At 44.6% G+C, this 20,996-nt stretch carries 18 protein-coding genes; 12 read left to right on the top strand and 6 right to left on the bottom strand.

The genetic code is table 11. The features are described 5' to 3' along the window. Positions 1 to 32: 32 nt before the first annotated feature. Together ACFQS8_RS15320 and ACFQS8_RS15315 are read right to left on the bottom strand one after the other, a co-directional pair. Positions 33 to 1,064 carry an alpha/beta fold hydrolase gene (locus ACFQS8_RS15320; protein ID WP_382169005.1) on the bottom strand — a complete coding sequence of 344 codons (1,032 nt, stop codon included), beginning with the start codon at positions 1,062 to 1,064 and terminating at the stop codon, positions 33 to 35. A 164-nt stretch (positions 1,065 to 1,228) separates the two neighbouring features. Then, the gene (locus ACFQS8_RS15315) at positions 1,229 to 2,728 is read right to left on the bottom strand and encodes a hypothetical protein (protein ID WP_382169002.1); all 1,500 of its coding nucleotides are present in this window, start codon (positions 2,726 to 2,728) and stop codon (positions 1,229 to 1,231) included. Positions 2,729 to 2,879: 151 nt separating this feature from the next. On the opposite strand from ACFQS8_RS15315, the gene ACFQS8_RS15310 reads away from it, so the two are divergent. Together ACFQS8_RS15310 and ACFQS8_RS15305 are read left to right on the top strand one after the other, a co-directional pair. Beyond that, positions 2,880 to 3,125: a type II toxin-antitoxin system Phd/YefM family antitoxin gene (locus ACFQS8_RS15310; RefSeq protein ID WP_382168999.1), complete on the top strand. Its 246-nt coding sequence runs from the start codon at positions 2,880 to 2,882 to the stop codon at positions 3,123 to 3,125. Next, positions 3,122 to 3,499, top strand: coding sequence for a type II toxin-antitoxin system death-on-curing family toxin (locus ACFQS8_RS15305; RefSeq protein ID WP_382168996.1), 378 nt, complete (start codon positions 3,122 to 3,124; stop codon positions 3,497 to 3,499). Before ACFQS8_RS15310 ends, ACFQS8_RS15305 begins: the two co-directional genes overlap by 4 nt. Here ACFQS8_RS15305 and ACFQS8_RS15300 read toward each other — a convergent pair. After that, entirely contained in the window at positions 3,496 to 5,079 is a 1,584-nt protein-coding gene (locus ACFQS8_RS15300) for a tetratricopeptide repeat-containing sulfotransferase family protein (protein WP_382168993.1), read from the bottom strand. The two genes, ACFQS8_RS15305 and ACFQS8_RS15300, sit on opposite strands and share 4 nt — an antisense overlap. 186 nt (positions 5,080 to 5,265) lie before the next feature. Between ACFQS8_RS15300 and ACFQS8_RS15295 the strand changes: the two genes are divergently transcribed. From ACFQS8_RS15295 to ACFQS8_RS15280, 4 genes are all read left to right on the top strand, one after another. After that, entirely contained in the window at positions 5,266 to 6,975 is a 1,710-nt protein-coding gene (locus tag ACFQS8_RS15295; protein ID WP_382168990.1) for an ATP-binding protein, read from the top strand. Next, entirely contained in the window at positions 6,972 to 7,598 is a 627-nt protein-coding gene (locus ACFQS8_RS15290) for a response regulator transcription factor (protein WP_382168987.1), read from the top strand. The genes ACFQS8_RS15295 and ACFQS8_RS15290 overlap by 4 nt, the downstream gene beginning before the upstream one ends. A 152-nt stretch (positions 7,599 to 7,750) precedes the next feature. After that, a complete protein-coding gene (locus ACFQS8_RS15285; protein ID WP_382168984.1) occupies positions 7,751 to 9,949 on the top strand; it encodes a flagellin N-terminal helical domain-containing protein in 2,199 nt (732 codons plus the stop codon). A gap of 230 nt (positions 9,950 to 10,179) precedes the next feature. Then, positions 10,180 to 11,355 carry an ATP-binding protein gene (locus ACFQS8_RS15280; protein WP_382168982.1) on the top strand — a complete coding sequence of 392 codons (1,176 nt, stop codon included), beginning with the start codon at positions 10,180 to 10,182 and terminating at the stop codon, positions 11,353 to 11,355. Here ACFQS8_RS15280 and ACFQS8_RS15275 read toward each other — a convergent pair. After that, the gene (locus ACFQS8_RS15275) at positions 11,348 to 11,716 is read right to left on the bottom strand and encodes a hypothetical protein (RefSeq protein ID WP_382168979.1); all 369 of its coding nucleotides are present in this window, start codon (positions 11,714 to 11,716) and stop codon (positions 11,348 to 11,350) included. The two genes, ACFQS8_RS15280 and ACFQS8_RS15275, sit on opposite strands and share 8 nt — an antisense overlap. 107 nt (positions 11,717 to 11,823) lie before the next feature. After that, complete coding sequence (locus ACFQS8_RS15270) at positions 11,824 to 13,038, bottom strand: hypothetical protein (RefSeq protein WP_382168976.1); 1,215 nt, start codon at positions 13,036 to 13,038, stop codon at positions 11,824 to 11,826. A 325-nt stretch (positions 13,039 to 13,363) separates the two neighbouring features. Between ACFQS8_RS15270 and ACFQS8_RS15265 the strand changes: the two genes are divergently transcribed. From ACFQS8_RS15265 to ACFQS8_RS15240, 6 genes are all read left to right on the top strand, one after another. Then, positions 13,364 to 14,047 (top strand): nucleotide-binding protein, encoded by a 684-nt coding sequence (locus tag ACFQS8_RS15265; RefSeq protein WP_382168973.1) that lies wholly within the window; start codon positions 13,364 to 13,366, stop codon positions 14,045 to 14,047. After that, positions 14,044 to 14,547, top strand: a complete 504-nt coding sequence (locus ACFQS8_RS15260; protein WP_382168970.1) for a hypothetical protein — start codon at positions 14,044 to 14,046, stop codon at positions 14,545 to 14,547. Before ACFQS8_RS15265 ends, ACFQS8_RS15260 begins: the two co-directional genes overlap by 4 nt. A gap of 1,363 nt (positions 14,548 to 15,910) precedes the next feature. Continuing rightward, positions 15,911 to 17,200, top strand: coding sequence for a replication initiator protein A (locus ACFQS8_RS15255; RefSeq protein WP_382168967.1), 1,290 nt, complete (start codon positions 15,911 to 15,913; stop codon positions 17,198 to 17,200). Between the two features lie 324 nt (positions 17,201 to 17,524). After that, positions 17,525 to 18,394: a DUF4238 domain-containing protein gene (locus ACFQS8_RS15250; protein WP_382168965.1), complete on the top strand. Its 870-nt coding sequence runs from the start codon at positions 17,525 to 17,527 to the stop codon at positions 18,392 to 18,394. Between the two features lie 5 nt (positions 18,395 to 18,399). Next, positions 18,400 to 19,065, top strand: a complete 666-nt coding sequence (locus tag ACFQS8_RS15245; protein ID WP_382168962.1) for a haloacid dehalogenase-like hydrolase — start codon at positions 18,400 to 18,402, stop codon at positions 19,063 to 19,065. 84 nt (positions 19,066 to 19,149) lie between these two features. Further along, positions 19,150 to 20,208 (top strand): acyltransferase family protein, encoded by a 1,059-nt coding sequence (locus ACFQS8_RS15240; protein ID WP_382168961.1) that lies wholly within the window; start codon positions 19,150 to 19,152, stop codon positions 20,206 to 20,208. Positions 20,209 to 20,243: 35 nt separating this feature from the next. Here the strand turns inward: ACFQS8_RS15240 and ACFQS8_RS15235 are convergent, their stop codons facing one another. Beyond that, positions 20,244 to 20,849, bottom strand: a complete 606-nt coding sequence (locus tag ACFQS8_RS15235) for a glutathione S-transferase family protein (RefSeq protein ID WP_382168958.1) — start codon at positions 20,847 to 20,849, stop codon at positions 20,244 to 20,246. Positions 20,850 to 20,996 lie beyond the last annotated feature (147 nt).

The raw sequence follows: 20,996 nt of genomic DNA, 5'->3' as shown, positions 1-20,996 counted from the left end.
AGCAAAATTGCGGGGGGTAAGGATAGAGACAACTAATCCAACAAGGTTTGATTAAGCGCTTTTTCGAAGCGCTCAAAGCTCTCAATATGTGGTAGATGTCCTAGATCATCCAACTCAATGACATCTATTTTGGCATTACGGGCTTTGACTTGAGCGCCTAATTTGTCGTAACGACCCAATTCATAATCCACGCCTGCTCGCATCCAGTTTCTACCCGGTCCGGTGCGGTCACGTGTACCAATTATAAGTGTGACGGGCATTTCAAAGTCATCAAACTCTTCGATCACTGGACCTGAAAAAATCATGTCATATGTACGAGCATTGACCATCGCCAGTGTCGGCCAATCTGGTCCATTCACCCAGCCTATAAGGGGAATAGTTAAAGCAGCATAAGTGTCATTCCACGCGCCGTCATAATAGTTCTTTTGCTGATACGCTGCAATCTGCTCTGGCTGTTGGTTCAACTCGTTTGCATAGAAAAAATCTACATCCTTATACTCTACATAGTGCAGATAATTTTCCAAACCAATCGGATTTAGAAGCGTCAATTGCTGTGTTTTGTTAGGATATAGCAACGCGAACCGGGACGCGAGCATCCCGCCCATGGAATGGCCGATAAGGTGCGAGGATTGAATGTTTAAACTATCCATCAGCATTTTTGTATTATGCGCCAATGCTGGGAAAGAGTATTGATAGTCTGTTGGTTTTGAAGATTTTCCAAAACCAATTTGGTCCGGTATCAACACACCATAGCCCAATTCATGCAGATAATTTGCGGTTTTTTCCCAATAAGCACCGTTAAAATTCTTGCCGTGCAATAGCGTCACAACGCCCTTGCCTGCCTGGCTTTCAGGCAAATACATATACGCCATTTCAAGTGTCTGCCCTTGAGAGTCAAACTGGTATGCTTCGACAGCAAACGGGTACGCATATTTTTCCAATGACGCGTCATAAGAGATATTTGTGTCCAGAGGTGTTGGTGGGCTTGCACATGCACTCAACGCTGAAAACAAACAGAATGCACTTACAATGCTCAGAACTGAATGTTGTATTTTGAAGCTCATAATGTGACCTTGCATCTTAAATATGGGAGCAGAAAGACACCTTCTTCGACGAGCCGAAGGCGTGAGACTTGCTAAGCAAACCCATAAAGACTATTGGCGCAGTCGTGAAATCACAAAACTGTCAGTATGTGTGCAATTATGTCTGAAAATTCCGCTCACCTTCGTTAGTGGATGATTTTCTCAACTTGTTCCTGTGTGGGCGGAAAGACGTTTGGATCATTTGCCGCAAGAATATCGCGCATGGCTTGTTTGAAAGCATCTGAAGCTTTTGCCCGCTCAAAGCTGGGGGATGGACCATCACAATCAGCCACGTCTTTTAGGAAATAATCTATCTGAGAAAAAAGGAATGTCGGCTTGCCATTTTGGACAGCAAAATCACCCCATACGGTAAAGCCACCTTTATCATAATCCCCTTGCATCACGTCCATGCAATTAAGCGGCTGTCTGTGCATATGGTAGGTGCTGATTGTTGCGCGCGCGGGATTGCCATATACATCAAAGCCCAAACCCAATGTGCATTTACGCTCTGCTAGATACAAAACGCCAATGGCTGTGGGCGTCGATTCAGGCGTGTGTTGAATATGCCAGAGACCCATTTCTGCGGGTTCGCCAAATAATGTCCCACGCCAACTGCCCTCCAAATCTTTGAGATTATAGCCATCTGGGCTACGCGGGGTGGAGATATAGGTGGCCTCATCTTGCTGTCGCGGACACGATTTGGGTTCGTATTTATCGCGTATAGGTGCGTATTCTGCGACGGCTTTTTCGTATGACTTCTGAGTGTAAGCGTAGATTTCATTGCGCTTTTCACGGGTTGAAGCCAATTCCTTTTTGACGACGCGCGGATCAATTTGTGCAGGTAAACCACGATCAAATAAGGCAAGGTTTGTATGAAGTGCGCGTACTCTAGGTGTTTGACATTTGCCGGCCAAATGTTGGGACATAAAGGCATCTCGCGTTGCTATATCAAAGCCGATCTCCATCATCGCCATTGGGTTTTGCTCCATGACGGACTTGTAAGCCTTACCTATGATTTCGAGCATGAAATTATTGGCGAGGTCTTTGCTGTATTGAATATAGCTATTGAAGAATGTCATCTCGATTTCCCGGCGATACCCACCCGTCCCTAAAACAGGATCTTCATATATGTGCGTTTCAACCATCCCCTCGCGAATATAGGCGCTGCAATGGTCTGAATAGCCTTTGATAAAGTCTGCGAAGAAAGCTTTATACATCATGTCTTTACGGACATTTTGGAACTGACCTGTCGAGATGTTTTCAGCAAGATCTTTATATTTATCAATCTGCGTCTCGCCTTTGATACAGCCTTTATAATTGTCTTCTTTACAGGTGCGACAATGACTGTCGGCCAATTGCAAATAGCGCGTATAGCTGTTGGCTTCAGATTGAATTCCCTCAAGCTTGTTGAGGGCATAATAGTCACGACTATATTTGAGCCAGTCGGACACCGTCATGTGGTCAAGGTAATAATCATTCTTGCACTGACACCAGCGAGCATCGACTTCAACACCAGATATCTCCCATGTCGCCTCACATGCATATTTTAAATTATTGCGTTCTGAAACGGCAATCTGCTGTGCGTGTGCAGCTATGCCAAACACATATAAAAGCACAACGCCTAGAATCGAAAATTGTTTAAACATATGTAGCTTCCCACCCCGTACGCCACATAAGCATGACATAAGCGTAAAGTACAATTGCATATAATGGCGAGAGTGTGGAGGTTTGGTTGCTGATATTAGCTATTTTAGCTATAATAGGGATTTACTGCGTTCATTCTAACAGGAGGCGACCATGGATTTAAAGTTTGTGACATCAACGGAGTTTCAAAATAATGCGGGACGTTTTCTTGATGAGGCCCGCAAAATCCCCATTGGCATACAAAAGCACGGGCATAAATCACATGTGCTTTTGGATATTGATGAATATAACCGCCTCAAATCCATGGATGAAACCAACGCCCGCAAAGCAAAGCTAGATGCACTTAAAAACGAGAGTTTTGAACGCTTTGACGATGTGTATAAAGAATTGGCTAAATGAGTCATGACTATCTAAACCTAGAGGATATTCTTGATATCCATCACGTGCAGATTGAACGTTATGGGGGATCATTCGGCATTCGAGATCAAGCTGGCTTAGAAGCTGCAATAGCGCGTCCACAATCAGGTTATTATGATGGTTTAATCTCTGAAGCAGCCGCGTTTTGGGAGAGCATGTCTCAAAACCATCCCTTTATTGATGGCAATAAACGCACAGCGTTTATGTCGCTTGATCTATTTTTAGGTCTGAATGGCAAAACCATCACTGCGCGACCAAATGAAATAATCTCGTTCATTTATGCGCGTTTTGATCAAAAACAAATGGACTTCGCACATTTAAAACCATGGCTTGAGGCCAATACGCAGAAATTTTAAACATCCACCCCCTTCTCTTCAAAGAAGGCACGGACGGGTTCTAGCTGGTCAGCATAGCGTTTCCACTTTCCGATGGAGTTATTATATAGTGGTTGGCGAACTTGGCTGGCACTGGGAGTTGCTACGGCTTTGGTTGAGGTATGAAAGTCCAAACACCCCTCTTCCCAGTTTAACCCGCAATGACTGAGCAATTTTGAAGTTTGCGCTTTTTGATCTGCAACAATGTTTTCATAATCGACTATCAGGAAACGGTCTGGAAACTCTTGTTGCCAAAACTGTGTGATCTTCAGATATCCCAAATAGAATTTGGCGATACTCATTAAATCATAGGAATATGTGTGATAGCGCGCGCCGCCTGCGAATAAGTGTTTGTAATTGCTCCAAACTGTATCCATTGGATTGCGACGCAAACACACCATTTTAGCGCGTGGAAGCGCTTTAAGAATAAAGCCGGCATAGAGAAAGTTAAGCGGCAATTTATCTGTAAAAACACTACTGTTTTGAACGTGCGAATATAAGCGTGCATTCTCGATATAGGCGCGGCCAACATCTTCTATAAACGCATTGCCTGCTTTTTGGATTGTCTCCAAATCAAGCACAATTTTGGAATGTGTTTTAGATGCCTGCTTCACCGCCAAGGGCATTGATTGCAACTCACCTGCGCCGTCTACGCGGGGATGTGCAGTTAAGATGCGGTCCACGAGTGTTGTGCCTGTACGCGGAATACCGACAACAAATAATGGCCCCTCCTCTATGCTGGATTGCTGTTGTTTCAGCTGGTCTGTGTAAATATCCTGAAAAGACTGCATGAGCTGCAAATCGTTTTGAATGTCAAACTTGGCGCTAACGAAGAAGTCTTTGTTTGCAGCATATAAATGATCAAATGCATCATTTGACCGGTTTAAATCCTCACACTCTTTTGCCAGAGCAAAACGGATACGGATTTGCTCAATCTTGCTTTTGGTTTGTGTGAGAGCTTTTGTCAGGCGCGGGATATGGTTGCTCTCTTTGGTCCAGGTCTTTAACTCGGCCATCCCCAAATGCGCTTTGCCATGAGCTGGATTGAGCTTTAAAATCGCCTCAAACTGGATAATGGCTTCTTCTTTACGACCAAAGAATACATAAGTGCGCACCAGATTGTCGCGAAACTCAATTATATTAGGTGCCAAAGATACGGCGCACTCAAAAAGGCCAAGCGCCGTTTGATGATTACCCAAGCGAGAGAACACATATCCAAGGATATTCAGTGTGTGAGCATCCGTATCAGTACAAGCATCTAAGGCAGACTGAGCCGCTTTTTGGGCTTGAGCATCATTGCGCAACATCAATTCAGCTTTTGCCAGTAAGCAAAGATATTGCGCATTCTGCCTTGCCTTTAGAGCGGCTGTTTTCAGATACTCAACTGCTTGCCCCACCTTGCCCTGCTCCAACAAGCATTGCCCGATAGTGAAATTTGCATTGGCGGCAAGAGCATCATCTTCGTGAGACAGATTTGGACGCGCGGCATCCGACAGTGCTTTTAAACGCTGTGTTTTCAAACGCTTGGAGACGTTCTCGACATTAACACCGACGATACTCATACATTTCTCAATTGGGAATCACACACGCTTGGCATGGTCTATAGGTGTGGATGAGCTATTGAGTCCAGAAACAGATAATGGCTCGCAACGAAATTCCGTGCTCAGCATAAAGAGCATTGATATATTTAAAGTTTGCCCTTAACAATTTATACGGGAATAAATCAGTGTTGGGGACATTGTAAATCTGTGCAAAACAAGCGCAAATACGCCGTTCAGGGCACAGAGGTCTTATCACAACGCAAGTCGTTTCTAAAATATATAGGACCACTGCCTGACCCTTTGTTGCTTCTTGCAATTTGTATCTGCTATACCTTCGCATATGCTGTTCTATTTGAAGTGGCAGGATATTTACATGGATTATCCGCCTTTAGCTTATGTTACCCACCTGCAGGGTTACGCTTCTTTTTAATTGTTATTTTGGGGCCACGTTTTGCGATTGCCGCAGCAGTATGTGAGGTTACAGCTCAATACTTAATCGGTAGCGGAACCGACTTACTGCCACATTGGAGCAGCTATATCATTGGGATAAGTGCACCCCCCATCATATATGGTTTGTTTATAAAATTTCTCAAAGACAAAGGGTATATCACCTTCCCTCTTGTGAGCTTAAAAGCCCTTCTCTGGTTGGGTTTTTGTGGAATTTCTGCTCCCTTTTTGGCGGGGTCGATATCAATGGCCGTGCCCGTTTTAAGTGGCAGTGTTCCTATCTCTCATGCCTTGAAAGCTTACATTACATTTGGCATCGGGGATGCGATCGGCATCTTAATGTTCGCCCCCCTCCTTTTGCTAATATTTAATCCTGTACGCATACGGGCCTCAGGTAAGCATGCATTCTTTGAAAACCAATTAGCTCTTGAAAAGCGTTTATTCCGAAAGAAAGAATTTTGGTTGGAGGTGGCTTTTGCCATCCTCGTTGGCGCGAGCATTAGTTACCTTACGCTATTATGGTCACCGATAATAAGTGCCTATCCAATGTCTATTCCTCTTATCTGGATTAGCTTTCGATATGGAATAACAGCTAGCACGGCGATGATTTTTATACTCTGCATGTCCGCAAGCGTGCTGCTCGTATTATATCCAACGTCTCTAGAAATTCGCACAGATATACAATTCTTGGTCATTTTAGAAGCCCTGATTGCGCTAGCCATAGGCGCTTATGCCACTTCAAATTTTTCTAAAGAACAAGAACGTAGAGAGCAGCTTACACAATTTGCGGCTATGGACCGCCTCACCTCAATTGGAGAATTGGGAGCTTCGCTAGCTCATGAAATCGCAACGCCTGTCAGCGCAGCTAATATGTATATTACCGAGTGCAAAAGATTAGCGAGCACCGGAGTAGAAGTAGATACCCTTGAGCCCCCTTTAGGTAAGGCACTCGATCAACTAAACCGTATCATGCACGAAACAGAGCGTATTCGAAGCTTTGTTAAACGCGGAAAAGGCTCTCATGAGTTATTTTCCAGTGAGCTTTTATGTCACGAAATCAAGGAATTGCTCACCCTTGAAGCCAATAGGCATGGGACAAGCTTGAAAATACATTATCCTGAAAATTTTGTGCAAATTCACGGTGACAAAAACCAGCTTCAGCAGTGCATTTTCAATTTGGTGCGCAATGCTGCGCAAGCAACATCTCACCACAAAGGTCATGTGGATGTCTTTATGGAAACAAACTGCGACATGCTGAGAGTGAATGTCATAGATAATGGAAAGCTTGATAAAATAGCGCCATTTGATACGGCCAAAGCGATTTTAGTGACAGAAAAACAAGAAGGTATGGGATTGGGTCTCGCCATTGTACGTTCGATATTAGAGACCCATAACGGTCATCTTGAAATAAAACGTCGCAATGGAACGCACACTGTTGCATCCCTCTTCATCCCAATAGAGATATCATGACAATTAGTGTTAAACAAATCTATGTCATTGATGATGACACATCATCGCTTGAGGCTATTGAGTGGGTTGTTACGAACGCTGGCTATGCCGTCAATGGCTTCTTGAATCTGGAAACCTTCTTAAAGCACGTTAATTTTACTGCCCCTTGTGCTTTAATTGTTGACGTTCATTTGAAAGATGCGTTGGGACTAAGCCTGCTAGAAACTCTACGTACACGCCCCTATTTGCCACCCATGATTTTTATCACCGGATTTGGGGACATCCCCATGGCGGTTAACGCTCTAAAGGATGGTGCGTTTGATTTTATTGAGAAGCCAATAGACAACGCCCACCTCTTAAATCGTTTGGCAGCAGCATATCTGGAATCAGAAGCCCGCTTCCAGCTGCATGAACACAGACAAATACTGGAAGTAAAGATTGAGCGTTTAACGAATAGAGAACGTGAAGTATTTTTTCTTCTTAGCGATGGTATGGGCAACAAACACATCGCCCGTGAATTGGAATTGTCTGTCAAAACGATTGAATTTCATCGTAAAAACGTGATGGAAAAATTAGAAGCCACCCAATTGAATGAAATTGTACAACTACGCCGCCAACTACGCGAGACAGGTATTAACCCTTAATTAGAATTTCTTAAGGGTTCACCCCCAGTACAATAGCTAGGTTAGCTGATCTATTCTTTCCTTGGGGGGACGTAACTTTAGCATGTCCAAGCGTGAGAAAGTTTGTCTGTTTTGAGGACCATGATGTCTACCCCGTAAAAAGGGTAGTCATCATGACGTTTTCTATAAACACAAATACTGGCCAAGCGGTCGCTTTGCAGACATTTAACGCCACCCACAAAGAATTACTAGAAACACAAAAGATAATCTCGTCAGGTTTAGCAATTTCATCTGCTAAAGATAATGGCGCGATATATGCTATTGCCCAAGATATAAGGGCCGATATTCAAAGTCTCAACACATTAGACCAAGCCAGAGACCGCTCACTTAGTATTTTAGACACCACCATCGCAGGTAGTGAAGCGGTATCAGATATTTTAATAGAAATGAAAGAGCTGGCACTCGCTGCATCGGATATATCCCTCACCTCTTCTCAAAGACAGGCCTACGCCAACGAATTTGAAAAGCTGAAGCAATATATTGATGACATTGTAGGCATGGCCAGCTTTGATGGTATCAACCTTCTTGATAGCAATGAATCAAATTTCCTTAACATTGGAACACGCCATCTACCTTCGGGTTTAGCACCTGTGCATATGGGGCCTGACAGTCGCACTATTGGAGAACCTATCCCAGGTGAAACCATAGAGCTAAACCTAGCTTTTAAAGGTAGCGGCTTACAAAGTGAGCGCATTGAAGGCGATGTAACCTATCGTATGCGATATATGGTAGGAAATACTTGGACAGATTTAGAACTGGGCGCAGGTGGAACACCTTTAGTGAGTTCAATTCCGACCTCCCCTGAAACAATAATTGGCCCAGGTCCTCTTGACCCTGCTTACGTAGCGAGTGCGTCTGGCGTCGTGCCAGACATTCCATTGAACGCCCGCGCAGTTGAAATATACGCGGAATATCAAGGCGTGTATCCTTGGCCAGATGGTGATGACATTGAAAATGTTACAGCCAATGGAGCGCCAAGTTCAGATAATTCTCAAGAAGGGTCGGCTATTTTACTGGCACATTGGGGAGAAAAAGACTGGACATCCACACAGATAGGACGTGTGAACGGATTTGGAGCGTTATCTTTAAGCGCGTCTACCTCCAATTTTCCAACAGAAAAAAATGGCGTCATATCGAGCAATATTACCATCCCGGATGATTACCCAGGCGTCACGGAAGCAGGTTTTGACTATATTGTTCATTATGACGTGCTTGATGAGTCTACTGGGAATTGGACATCCATCGCAAATACAGGAAGCTTAAATTCACCAAGGAGCGTTGTGACGGGCGATATAGACCTCCCCTTCTCTCTCACAGTTCCAGAACCAGCGGCTGCGAATCGTGATTTTGAACATGCACGCTTACGCCTTGATCTCACAACAGAACATAATGGTGAAGCCAGCACACACCCCGGCACTGTAACTAGTGCCACAGCTTCTCTCACGAGCAGCAATATTTCATTTAATACGCACAATACATCCTTCATAAATACACTTGGCTCTACAGGAAGCCGCTTCAAAGCTGATCTAAATATTTCTCCAATTGGCACTGCGGGTACACCCTTTGAAGCAGAAACTGAACACGTTATGCGTTGGTTTGACGGGACAAATTGGAATGAACAAATATTAGACAGTTACAGCTCAACAGGTCTTGTCGGTGACAGCGTCTCTCACGCCCTAAATCGCGACCTCCCCGCCATACCTGGCAGCATTTTCGAGGTTGCGGTTATTGCGCGTACCAACGTCACTATTGATCCGGGCGGCGCTGGAGAAACTACCGATTCTGTACAATCGGTTATGATGAATTGGGATGGTACAAATTTCACGACACATGCTAGCTCTAAAACTTTGGCCAGTGTATCCAATTCTATGGTAGTTGAAGATGATGTTGATGTTAGCTGGGAAACGGTTACGAAAGTTGAGGTCCTCGATAGCATTACAGGTGGTTCAATTCCCATTCGCGAAAAGAACACCCGTACAAGCGGTCTAGCGGGTTTATCCTTAAAAGATGCCACCCTAAATAATTTTACAGACGCTGCTCAAACATTGAAGCTTGTTGATGCTGCTCAAGCGCGCGTCATACGCCAATCCCAATATTACGCAACACGCCATAACGCCATTTCCATTTCAAATACTATGGAAATGAAAATCCAAGACCAGCTAACGACCAACCTTGGTAACCTTGTGGACGCTGATCTAGGCAAACTGGCGCATCGTTTTGAAGCATTGCAAATCAAAGAAAAACTTGCAGTTCAGTCTTTATCCATCGCGAATGCACAACCCACATTTTTGCTCTCACTCTTCAAGAGGTAAACCTGCGAGCAATTACATCTGTTTTCTGCTCCATAACGTTATAAAATGACAACCAAATTTTGTATGGCACCTATAACTATACCAAAATTGATACATATATAACACGATTGAGATATACTTAGGTAAATTTGATATAGAGCACCCAATTTTGCTAGCTAATCAGCTAGCGAAGATTTGGGAAACATGCTCTGTAGACGGATATGTTGACGCCTATATCGCAGGAGCGTGTTATGGACCCAGTTCGCAATCCTTTTGCACCCGGTGCAGGGTCTCCCCCGCCCGCGCTTGTGGGACGCGATCCCATTATCAATGCTGCAGACATTGCATTGCAACGCATTTTGATGGGTCGTCATGACAAATCTCAAATCATGTTGGGACTGCGCGGAACAGGTAAAACTGTACTCCTCAACCGATTAGAACAGATGGCGCAAGAACATGATTATGTAACGTCGTTTATAGAAGCGCCTGAAAATAAACGGCTAGCAGATCTGTTATATCCACGTGTGTTTCAAGCTTTGCGCAAACTTTCAATGATTGAGAGTGCAAAAGAAGCAGCATACCAAACAAGTCGAGTATTACGCAGTTTTGCATCTGTATTTAAAGTGAAACTTGGCAATATGAGCCTTTCAGTTGACCCTGAAAAAGGTAGTGCTGATAGCGGTAATCTGGAATTTGACCTGACTGACCTTTTCCTAAGTCTTGGGCAAGCAGCCGAAGCTGCGAGTCGTGGCTGGTGTTTATTAATTGATGAGGTGCAATACCTTGATCCTGAAGAATATTCAGCGCTGATTGTGGCAATTCATCGGGTCAATCAAAAGCAATTGCCTGTGATTTTCTTTGGTGCCGGATTGCCTCAAGTGGCTGCACTTTCTGGAGATGCTAAATCCTACGCTGAACGCCTATTTGACTTTCCCCCTCTTGGTCCATTGGATCCTGTGGCAGCACGCGGTGCAATCGCCAAGCCTATCCGCGAAGAAGGCGAAAGTATCACGCCCGATGCGTTAGATTTGATATTAGACCAAACGCAAAACTATCCGTTTTTTCTTCAAGAATGGGGCTATCAAGCGTGGAATATCGCAGACAACTCCCCTATTGATATTGAAGATGTGAAAGCTGCATCTTTGGCCGCGCAACAACGGTTGGATGATGGTTTTTTCAAAGTCCGCTTGGACCGTTTAACACCAATGGAACGTGAATATGTGGCTGCAATGGCTAGTCTTGGCAGCGGGCCCTATCGCTCTTCTGATGTGGCCGAGAAATTAGGTGAACCCATGCAAAAGCTGGGGCCTCGCCGCGCCAAAATTATTGCTAAGGGTATGATTTACAGCCAAGCGCACGGCGATATTGATTTTACCGTGCCGATGTTTGATGCGTATTTACGGCGTGTGATGTTTTCGTCTATTTGAGCGCTTTACAGCCCTCTTCATTGCCAAGATCACATGCGCGTTTATAGAATATATTGCCTTGCTTCTTGCCGTTCAATTTAGTGTTGATCAGTCCAGCATTTACGCACGCATCTGCGTCATCTTTGTAGCAAGATTGCCCTAATTTAAGTGAAATCATCATTATCTGGGCAACTTGAGAATCTAGCGTTCCCAATCTGCGCTCTACATATGTTTCACATGGAGTTAAGTCATCAGCTTCTAAGCAATTAGCTATCATTTTCTCCATTTGCTTTTTGCTCATTTTATCTTGAGCAAAAGCGGGTGTTGTTAGACCAAACACAGAAAAAACGAGTGTAAAAACAGCTAAATCACGTAAATTCATAATCACTTCCCACTTGAATATGTGGGAAATAGTATTCCTGAAAGCAGCCCCTGTAAAAGGTGGGGAAACCCTACTCTTTCAGCCACTTTTATTCAATTTCAACTGAATTACACAAACTTCGAGCTGATACCGATGCCGCCTTCTGTACCCGTTTTGACAGATTCTTCCTGCGTGTCTGACTTTTGGCTATCTTCTTCATCTGCAAAGCGAATGTTTGATTTAGCACTTTGGTTTGTCGAACGTTTTGGGACAGCCTCTTGTCTTGGTGCTGGCGCAGGTGTCGCAACTGCTGCTGTTGCTGGCACTGCAAGCATCGGAATAACTTTCGCAGTTGGTGCAACAGCGACAGGCGTTTGCGCAACGCGATTTTGTGCTGGCGCACGCTTTGTATTTGAACGCTGCGCAGTTTGATCCGCCTTTGGACGACGTTTACGCCCCTCTCCTGCAAACACGACGTTTACAAGCAATAAGCCAAAGGACTTCATGATCTCCATAACCAATACGAGGCTTCCAAGGCGATTGGTTTGCACAAAGCCCAGAAAGCTCCAGATGTCATGAATATCAGCAGCGCTCGCCGGCATATCTGATGCCGGCGCACCCAAATTAGTTTGGGATTCAGACACGCCTGCATCTGTTACATTAGCAACTACCCCTGCTCCAGCTGTCTTGGACAACATAGCACGTTGATCTGACAGCTCAGTATCAAGTGAGATACGACGCTCTGCCTTGTTTAGCTCTGCAGTGAGTTCAGCGCGCTTGGTTACATAATTATCTGGCAAACGGTCGCGTTCGGCGCGGATCTCTTCTGGTGTGCGCGTCATACCAATGAAAGACAATTCACTTTTGATCTCTTCAATACGCTCTTGTGCAAGATTAGCTTGCGTTTTGAGAGCTTGGCGCGTTTCAAGCGCCCTCTTCTGTGCAGCAGCTATTTCATCTGAATTGGATGCTTCCACATAATAAGACCAGCTCGCGCTCGCATTTTGGAAAGTCGCCATAGACCATACAGGCAAAAACAAAATGGCCATCAGCAAACGCTGAAAACTAGGCCGCGCCATACACCATATAATAACGACAAGCAGCACCGCGCCTATCACTTCGGAGATGATACCTGTTCCAAAAGCGATCGCGTAATCAACGCCCTCTACCCCATTGGTCCAAGTCGCGATATTTCCAAAGCCAGACAACAGCATGCACACAAGTACAAGACCAATGATGATCACCTTCACCATATGGCCTGGTAGACCGTGCTCAGGTGGCTCAACAGGTCCCTGCTCTGCTTCCAAATCAGCTATGTTGTGTGATGTTTCATCAACAGACATCGACGGCAAACTTTCTGCACTCTTAAATTACTGCCCCCAATGTGCGCCTTTGTGTTTAAGGCTCGGTTAAGCATACCAAATAAATCAAAGCCTTTATTTATAGGATTCTAGCTTGCCATACATCTATATGGCTAACACTCTATAGATATAGAGGTATGTATGTATGGACGTATAGCTGTATATACACCTACACATATAGATGTGCATATACCAAGACATCTAACCTGCAATACATATAGAGATCTGCATGTAAGGCTTGTTAGTTTTATAGAAACCTATTTTTCCTAGTTTCAGGGCAATCTAGAAGCTTTGAGAGGATAAGCGCGTGCAATTAATTGCTATAGCCAGTCAAAAAGGGGGAGCTGGTAAGACAACAATCGCCCAAAATCTGGCATTTGCTGCGCATGAAAAGGGGCGGAAGGTTGCAATTTTCGATCTTGACCCGCAGCTCACCAGCCTAAATCAGTTCGATAAGCGCACACTTTCTGGCACAGATGGTGAGCCTGCAACGATTGCAGTGACTGTAAATCGTCTGCCTCAGCTATTAAGAGCTGCAAAAAATGAGGGAAGGGATCTCATTATTTTTGATATGCCGCCCAATATTGGCCAAGAAAGTTTTCTAATCGCCAATGAAGTTGACCTTGTTTTGATCCCAACGCAGCCTCAAGCCTATGATTTAGAGGCTATTGAAGCGACGATTGCGATTGCAGCGACTGTAAATACGCCAGGGGCAGTAATTATAAATCGTGTGCCAAAAGACATGAAAGATTTGGCCGATGATGCGCGCCAATTTGTTGAGGTGAAATGTTCTTATCCTGTTGCGCCAGTGGTTATTCATGACCGCACACAATTTATGGAAGCAGCAGCAGCTGGATCATCACCCATTATAATGCATCCACGTACACAAGCGGCTAAAGAAATCCGTGATTTATGGGCTTGGACTGAAGAGCGATTAGCTCAATCAACGAAACGTGGCACCGTGAAACCGAAGGGAGAAGCGGCAGCATGAGTTTCCTAAAAGATTTGAACCAAACCATTCGTACTTCACAGGCAGATCCTGCTGAAACCTTGAAATTAAAAGCAAATATTGCGGCTCAAAATGCGGCGCGTGAAGCGTCTGAGCGTGAAGAGCAGCACACAAATATGGGGCCAGCAGTATCTCCTGAAGATTTAAAGGCTGCTTATGACGTAAAAAACCCAGATCAGCGCGAATATCAAAGCCTTGCAGAGGCAAGGGATGGGATTGCGCAGGAATTGGGCGAAGAAAAAGCAGCTCCGTTTGGTGAATATCAGCGGCGTATCAAAGGCTTTATCGAAGAGCATGATAATGCGCGGGCAGGGATAAAGGGCAAAGGAAAACAGGTGCAGTTAAACTTCCGCATCAGTGAAAATTCTCGCCATTATCTCAAACTTGTGGCGCTAGAAAACCATGTGGATGTGACCACTTATGTTTTTGGTGCGATCAATGCGCGTTTACACGCTGAAGGTCGGACAAGATATGTAAGATAGGGTCTTAAAACCTTATATTTTTCAAGAAATCCTATTTCCCGAGACTAATTTCGTCTACGGGAAATAGGGCGTGTCTAATCGCCAACTTTTGTAGTCTTAGCTTGTTTAATTTGTTCAAGACGGGCGCCAATTCGCTATCGATATTTTGGGCGGATAAGAGAGTGCCATTTCCTTTAGGTAAAAATCGTTTTTGTGAGGTCTGAGAGCCGTTTTGAGGCTCTTTCCTGTCCGAGAGCCTCAAAAGCGAAACGCTTCTATGCGGGGCTCACAGCGCCTTTAAAAACGACCCTTCCTTATAGGCAAAATATAACGGCGTTTACTGCGTAAAATATCGATTATGGAAAAAGAAGAGGGGTTTGAGGTGGGCTTAAGGTTTGTGACTGGATGTGAGGAGGTGTGAAACTGGCAGGTTTCTGCTGTTGGATTAGTTCGGGGAATCACCCACGCTGAAAGGTAGGTGCTTGCTGGCTGACGTGTATATGCGTCTTTATCGTTGGTTTTTCAGCTTTCAGGGATCTGAAAAAGGAAAGTTAGATTTGAGTGGAGAGTCGGGAATCAGACACATCGTTTAATTTGTGAGGATTGTGACTCTTTGGAGAGGGCTGGTGAAAACGTTACTGTGATTTTGTTAATTTGGTTAAAATTTGAGAGGGTATTTGGACTAAGAGAGCCGCCTATGTGTTTAAATATGTGTTAGATATAGTGTTAAAGGGAAAAAAATGGCTGTAACTCACTGAATCTAAAGCAGGCTATCAGACACGCCGTGTCTAATCCCCAATAATATGTGTCTAAACCCCATTCAAACGTGTCTGTTCGCCACTTTTTCCAATGATTTGAAAGTGTTAACAAACAGCTCAATTTCTCAATGTGTGTCTAATCGCCAAAATTGCAATTGAGTGGTGAAAAGGGGGCGTGTCTATTCCCCATCTCAAGAGAAAACGTGTCTGTTCGCCAAAAAAGCGTGTCTAATCGCCAGTTTTGAGATTTTGGGCGTGTCTAATCGCCAAAAACACCGTGTCTGTTCGCCAATTCACGGTTTTGAAGCTTGAATTGGATGGTCTGCATGCGTGTCTATTCCCCAAAACAAAAGGTTATCCCTCATCAAGCGTGTCTGATTCCCGAGTAAGATGTTGGATAAGTGTATTTTTCAGGCAAGGGGAGAAGCCAATCACCCAAATAGCGATAATATCCCCTGAACAAGGCGTTGTAGGGGCTATTGCTGCTAAAATGGGGGATTTTTCATTGGACAAATGCAGAGCGAGCGTGTCTAATTCCCGAGGGAATACACACGCTTTTTAAGAATCACTGTATGAATTGCTCAATTCTGATCGCTCTTTTTGTTTGATAAGGTTTATTTGCACACATGGCTAAATCCCCATCACCCCGCAAAGAGGTAGAAAAGAAGAGCCTCAATGAAGAGGTTTTGTCGGGTGACGTAATTAACCCACAAGATGCGGGACCATTATTTGGCGAAATGCTGGACCCCAACCCTAAGCATTCACCGTTATTGCCCGAACGCTATCCGCAGGGGGAGTTGTTCGTGTGTGAGCTGGTAGATATTGTTCTTAAGAGTGATATGGCGAGTTTGGAATATCCATTTTACTCACTGACGAAAAAGCCTGATCGTAGTCCACGCCGTTTTGAACATGATGGTCGCTGGATTGAATTTCGTCCAAGCATTAAGGGCTTGCCGACTATTTATGATAAGGATCTGCTGATTTATGCGATCTCTCATATTATGCGAGAGAAACAAAGGTCAGGGCAGACACCTAAAACTATCGTAATCGACCCTTATCACTTCTTATCTTATACAAACCGCCCAACAGGGGGCAGGGATTATGAAGCGCTGGTTGATTCCATTGAGCGATTGGAAGGCACACGTTATCGCACCAATGTGAAAACGGGTGGGTTTGAGCACGATGAATGGTTTGGTTTGTTTGAGCGCGTAAAAATGAAGACGCGCCAAACGCCTAAAGGCGGTTTACGGCCTGAACGTTTGGAAGTGACGATTTCAGATTGGACAATGGAGGCTATTCGCGCGGATGAAGTGCTGACGCTTCATCGTGATTATTGGCGTTTACGGCGTCCGATTGAACGCCGCGTATATGAAATTGTACGCAAGCATTGTGGTCAACAAGAAGGGTGGTCTATCGGGGTTGATAAATTACACCGTAAATCTGGATCACAGGCCACACGCAGAGAGTTTCGCCGTAAATTGCATGAAGTGGTGAATGATAATCACTTGCCTGATTATGATGTGTTTATCGAGAACGACACATTGCATGCGTCATCACGTCAAGAATTTCTGGATTCATATACATCCGCAAATTCGGCACGTTTGAATGGAACAAATGCACGTAAAGCGCGGCAATCTGCAGGGGCGGGTGCATCGGGTGATATTCAGGAAATGGCGAGTAATTTAGCTGATCATTTACGGCGATTGAAGATTAGCGCAGATGGTTACGAGTCCGCTAAACAGGCTGCTCCGGGGTGGGATGTATATTCTCTCGAAGATGAGTGGCGCACTTGGATGGGTAAAAAAGCAGAAGCTGATCGCCATGTTGGACTTGAGGTTGTTATGCCGCATAATCCAGATGCGGCTTTCACGGGCTTTTGCAAAAGCTGGTACAAAACACGCGGTAAGCCAAGCTAGTGAGATTAAGGGAGAGCGAAGGGCAGGTATGAAGTGTGCGCTTTGTGACGGAAATATCAGTAGAGATCTGTATAAAAAAAAGAAAAAAGACGAGTGCTTCCCATGTCCCCATTGCGAAGGACGCATTAAACGCGACTTTTATTACAATAAATCTCTCGCTGTATTGTTGTTTTTATGTATTCCAATTTTGCTGTTTTTCATTGCCGAAACTAGCTCTGTGAATCCCTTTCCATTGTGGGTGAGCGTGGCTTTGTTTTTTGTATCCGGTGCAATTGGCGTTGTTGTAAGCCGCTTTTTCTTGCGTAGCCGTGTATGTGAGGACTAGTGGAGAAAACACAAACTCATAAAGCTCCAAGGAAGCACCACTTTATTCCAAAACGTATGCAAGAAGGGTGGTCTGATAAAAACTCCCTTATTTTTGGTGTTGACCGAAGGGTTCCTGCAAAACCTAGGGCTTTTATCGATAAGCCGTGCAATGTGAATTCTGAGAACCATTTATACTCGGTATATGAAGAAAAAGGGCAACGAAACTCATTTTTAGAAACAGCACTTTACAAGCCTTTGGACGATTCTGCCGCTAATTTAACATCACAGATATTGGAGGCATTGAAACGTGGAATGGTGCCTCAATTGGATAAGAGTGCAAGACGATTGCTGTGGCAATTTTATATTTATAATAGCGTCAAAAGAAGGCCTGACGCCAAAGACTTCATGTTTGATCCAATATTTGAAGCAGAAGTTAATCAGCGCATATTTAAGAATGCTAAAGCTGAAGGACTGGAGTTAACTACTCAAGAATTGGAATATTCAATAGAAGAAAAAACAAATTTGCTTCAATCTTTCAGAGGAGAGCAATCTGAGCAGTCACTAGCCATTATGGAACAAAATCATGTGAGATTTTGGTCGATTGAAGGAAAAGGAAGTTTTGTTTTACCTGATAGGCCTATTTCTCTATTGGATAGGGTCGTTAGGTACAATAGAAAAATGGTGATTCCGATTAGCCCGCATTTTGCTATTCAGCCTATTATAGGTATTGAAAAATGCGATCATCGCACATTTTTACCTGCACAAGTTCGTTTACTAAACGAAGTTTGGTATTCAAATTCAACTACTGTTATTTCTACATCCCAACAATTGCTGAAATCTTTGGCAAAGAAGATAGATGACCAATCAATTCGTTTTCAACATAAGTAGATGCAATGACCCAACAGCTAACTGATGCACTTATTCTCAATCAAACGGTAGAAGGGACAAAGATCGAAACGACGCCAAATACAAATTTGCCTGTGTTGGCGATGGATTTAGATGGGACTCTGATTTTTACGGATACGACAGCAGAATTGTTTAAATTATGTGCCAAGCATAAACCGTATTTGCTGCCGCTCGCCGGATTAAAAATGCTGACAAATAGACCTCACGCGAAACGCTGGCTTGTGCGGCAGGTGGGGGATTATTTTGATGGCTCAAAATTAGACACAGAACGCAAAGCCATAGCTTTAATGCAAAACCATAAAAAGCAGGGCGGGCAGGTGTGGCTTGTATCAGGCTCTGATCAATTGATGGTGGATGCAATGGCAGCTGAACTGGGCGGCTATATTGGCGGTTTTGATCGAGTGCAGGGCACACAAGGACCAGAATTGGCATCTGATAAATCAGCGTTGAATCTCACATCAGATAATAAAGCGGCGTTTTTGGTGCAAAATTGTCCGGATGGCTTTTACTATGCGGGTAATAGCAAGCAGGATTTTGCGGTGTGGAAATTGGCTTTAAAAGGCTATGGTTTTAATGCGCCAGCCCAATCTTACACGCTTATGCGTGAAGACGGCAGTCAGGTCATTATGGAAGAGATAGTGGCCCGAAAGTAGTCCTTTTTTGGATAGAATTTACAACGGGATTTCTGGCGCGATTATTGCTCCGTGTGATGTGACGACACTCACACGGGGGAAAGAATGTTCTACATCATCCATATATTGAGAGGCATAGCCGCACTTTTAGTGGCGGGGTTTCACTTAAACGCGGCCTCTGATAGCGAAGGGTATGCGACACCCATTTTTGATATGTTCGCCTATGGGGCAGTTGGCGTTGACATCTTCTTTGTAATTAGCGGGTTTGTGATTTTTCTTTCCGCGAGCCGTAGTAAGAGCTGGGTGGCATCTGACTTTCTTGTAAAACGCTTCTTCCGAATATACCCGATATATTGGCTGTTTTTGGGGGTGTTTCTGGCGCTCAGTATGGGATTATTCCTCGCGACAGGGGATGCTTCTAAATTGCCGACATCTGAGGTGTTGTTGAAGTCATTTCTTTTGTGGCCATCGGATACTTATGCAATTTCGATCGCGTGGACGCTCACCATTGAGATGACTTTTTATCTTCTGTTTTGCCTTTGCTATCAGGGCAAGACTGCTTCGCTTGGGCCGGTTTGGCGTGTGCTGGGTGTGTGGTCAGGCTTGAGTGTATTTTGTTCGCTTCTTGGGTGGAATATAGGCGGGCTTAGCACATTATTTCATCCAGCCGTTCCAGAATTAGTTTTGGGCGTCATCATCGCTAAACTCTATTTATCTGGCGTGAGTGCGGGTGCCATTCCTGCAAGTATTGTGGGGGCGATAGGTTTAATTGCAGCGCTGATGATTGATTATGAAGCGGGGTATGCAAGCTGGCGCGCTGTGTGGGTAGGGCTGCCTGCGGCTCTATTTATATATGGAACGCTGGGTATCGAACGTCGTTTAGGCCGTGAAATGCGTTTATTCGGTGATGCGTCTTTCGTCTTGTATTTATTGCACATTCCGGCATTTTTAGTGATTGGTTTCTTAGTAGAAAAAGGTTTGGGCTATAATATTTATAGTTCTGATTTGAGCATGGGGCTGGTATTGGTCGTGGTGATGTGCGGCGCGTTTTTGGCTCATTTAATAATCGAGAAACCCTATCAAAATTGGTATCGTGGATTTCTGGCTAAGCGCAAAGTGCAGGGGCCAAATGCAAAGGCGACTTTAAAGACGTCTGACAGATAAAAGGGAAGCTTATGCAGCTTCCCTATACCTAGAGACTAGCTATTGGCCATGAGTTTTGCATCATATTCCAAAGCATATTGAGGGCCTGGACGTGCTTGGCAGCGATCAACCCATGCATCAATTTCGGGAATGCCTGGTTTGCCCATCCATCCATATATTCCACTAAGCAGCATGTCTGCAGCAGTGAATGTGTCGCCGAGCAAGAAAGCGTGTTGACTGAGGGTGGCGACGAGGCGCGTGTTTATTTCTGCATTGCCTCGGAATGTGGAGTCGATGAGTGGGTGAGAGAGCTGGGCCATTGATATCACGGTGACTGGCTCAATCACACTGCAATACCAGACGATCCAGCTAAGATATTTTCCGCGTAGGCGGTGTCCTTGAGGAATATTGAGACCTGCATCCGCAAAGAGATCGGCGAGGTAGATCATGATTGCACCTGTCTCCCATATCTCGACACCATCATGGATGAGGAGGGGGACTTTGCCTTCAGGGTGGGGATTGTTTGGGTCTGGTGCGCCTGTGCCATCCATCTGCTTGACGCAAACTTGTTTTATGGTGACTTGGTCTAGGGCTTGAAGTTCTTTGAGCAATCCAACAACGCCGGAGGCGCGCGTTTGCGGACAGTGATAGAGTGTAAGCATGAGATGTATCCTTTGAGGTTTCATCTCAAAGATAGATTTGCGTTCTACTCATTTTTGTCAGCAGTGAGAATGAGCTGCGAGGTGGAAGCATTGCAAGTCTATTCAACATCATGGATAAGCGTGGGAATCGATTTGCAAGATGGAGTA

It is taken from the genome of Hirschia litorea, assembly GCF_042665075.1.
GTDB lineage: Bacteria > Pseudomonadota > Alphaproteobacteria > Caulobacterales > Hyphomonadaceae > Hirschia > Hirschia litorea.
The sequence above is the reverse complement of the archived record's forward strand: the minus strand, read 5'-3'. Positions and strand labels throughout refer to the sequence as shown.

Excerpts from the sequence above, each read along its gene's own strand:
- ACFQS8_RS15310 (WP_382168999.1), top strand. The coding sequence starts at position 2,880 with ATGGATTTAAAGTTTGTGACATCAACGGAGTTTCAAAATAATGCGGGA.
- ACFQS8_RS15280 (WP_382168982.1), top strand. The coding sequence starts at position 10,180 with ATGGACCCAGTTCGCAATCCTTTTGCACCCGGTGCAGGGTCTCCCCCG.
- ACFQS8_RS15320 (WP_382169005.1), bottom strand. The coding sequence starts at position 1,064 with ATGAGCTTCAAAATACAACATTCAGTTCTGAGCATTGTAAGTGCATTC.
- ACFQS8_RS15260 (WP_382168970.1), top strand. The coding sequence starts at position 14,044 with ATGAGTTTCCTAAAAGATTTGAACCAAACCATTCGTACTTCACAGGCA.
- ACFQS8_RS15290 (WP_382168987.1), top strand. The coding sequence starts at position 6,972 with ATGACAATTAGTGTTAAACAAATCTATGTCATTGATGATGACACATCA.
- ACFQS8_RS15285 (WP_382168984.1), top strand. The coding sequence starts at position 7,751 with ATGACGTTTTCTATAAACACAAATACTGGCCAAGCGGTCGCTTTGCAG.
- ACFQS8_RS15305 (WP_382168996.1), top strand. The coding sequence starts at position 3,122 with ATGAGTCATGACTATCTAAACCTAGAGGATATTCTTGATATCCATCAC.
- ACFQS8_RS15240 (WP_382168961.1), top strand. The coding sequence starts at position 19,150 with ATGTTCTACATCATCCATATATTGAGAGGCATAGCCGCACTTTTAGTG.
- ACFQS8_RS15275 (WP_382168979.1), bottom strand. The coding sequence starts at position 11,716 with ATGAATTTACGTGATTTAGCTGTTTTTACACTCGTTTTTTCTGTGTTT.
- ACFQS8_RS15270 (WP_382168976.1), bottom strand. The coding sequence starts at position 13,038 with ATGTCTGTTGATGAAACATCACACAACATAGCTGATTTGGAAGCAGAG.
- ACFQS8_RS15255 (WP_382168967.1), top strand. The coding sequence starts at position 15,911 with ATGGCTAAATCCCCATCACCCCGCAAAGAGGTAGAAAAGAAGAGCCTC.
- ACFQS8_RS15235 (WP_382168958.1), bottom strand. The coding sequence starts at position 20,849 with ATGCTTACACTCTATCACTGTCCGCAAACGCGCGCCTCCGGCGTTGTT.
- ACFQS8_RS15315 (WP_382169002.1), bottom strand. The coding sequence starts at position 2,728 with ATGTTTAAACAATTTTCGATTCTAGGCGTTGTGCTTTTATATGTGTTT.
- ACFQS8_RS15300 (WP_382168993.1), bottom strand. The coding sequence starts at position 5,079 with ATGAGTATCGTCGGTGTTAATGTCGAGAACGTCTCCAAGCGTTTGAAA.
- ACFQS8_RS15245 (WP_382168962.1), top strand. The coding sequence starts at position 18,400 with ATGACCCAACAGCTAACTGATGCACTTATTCTCAATCAAACGGTAGAA.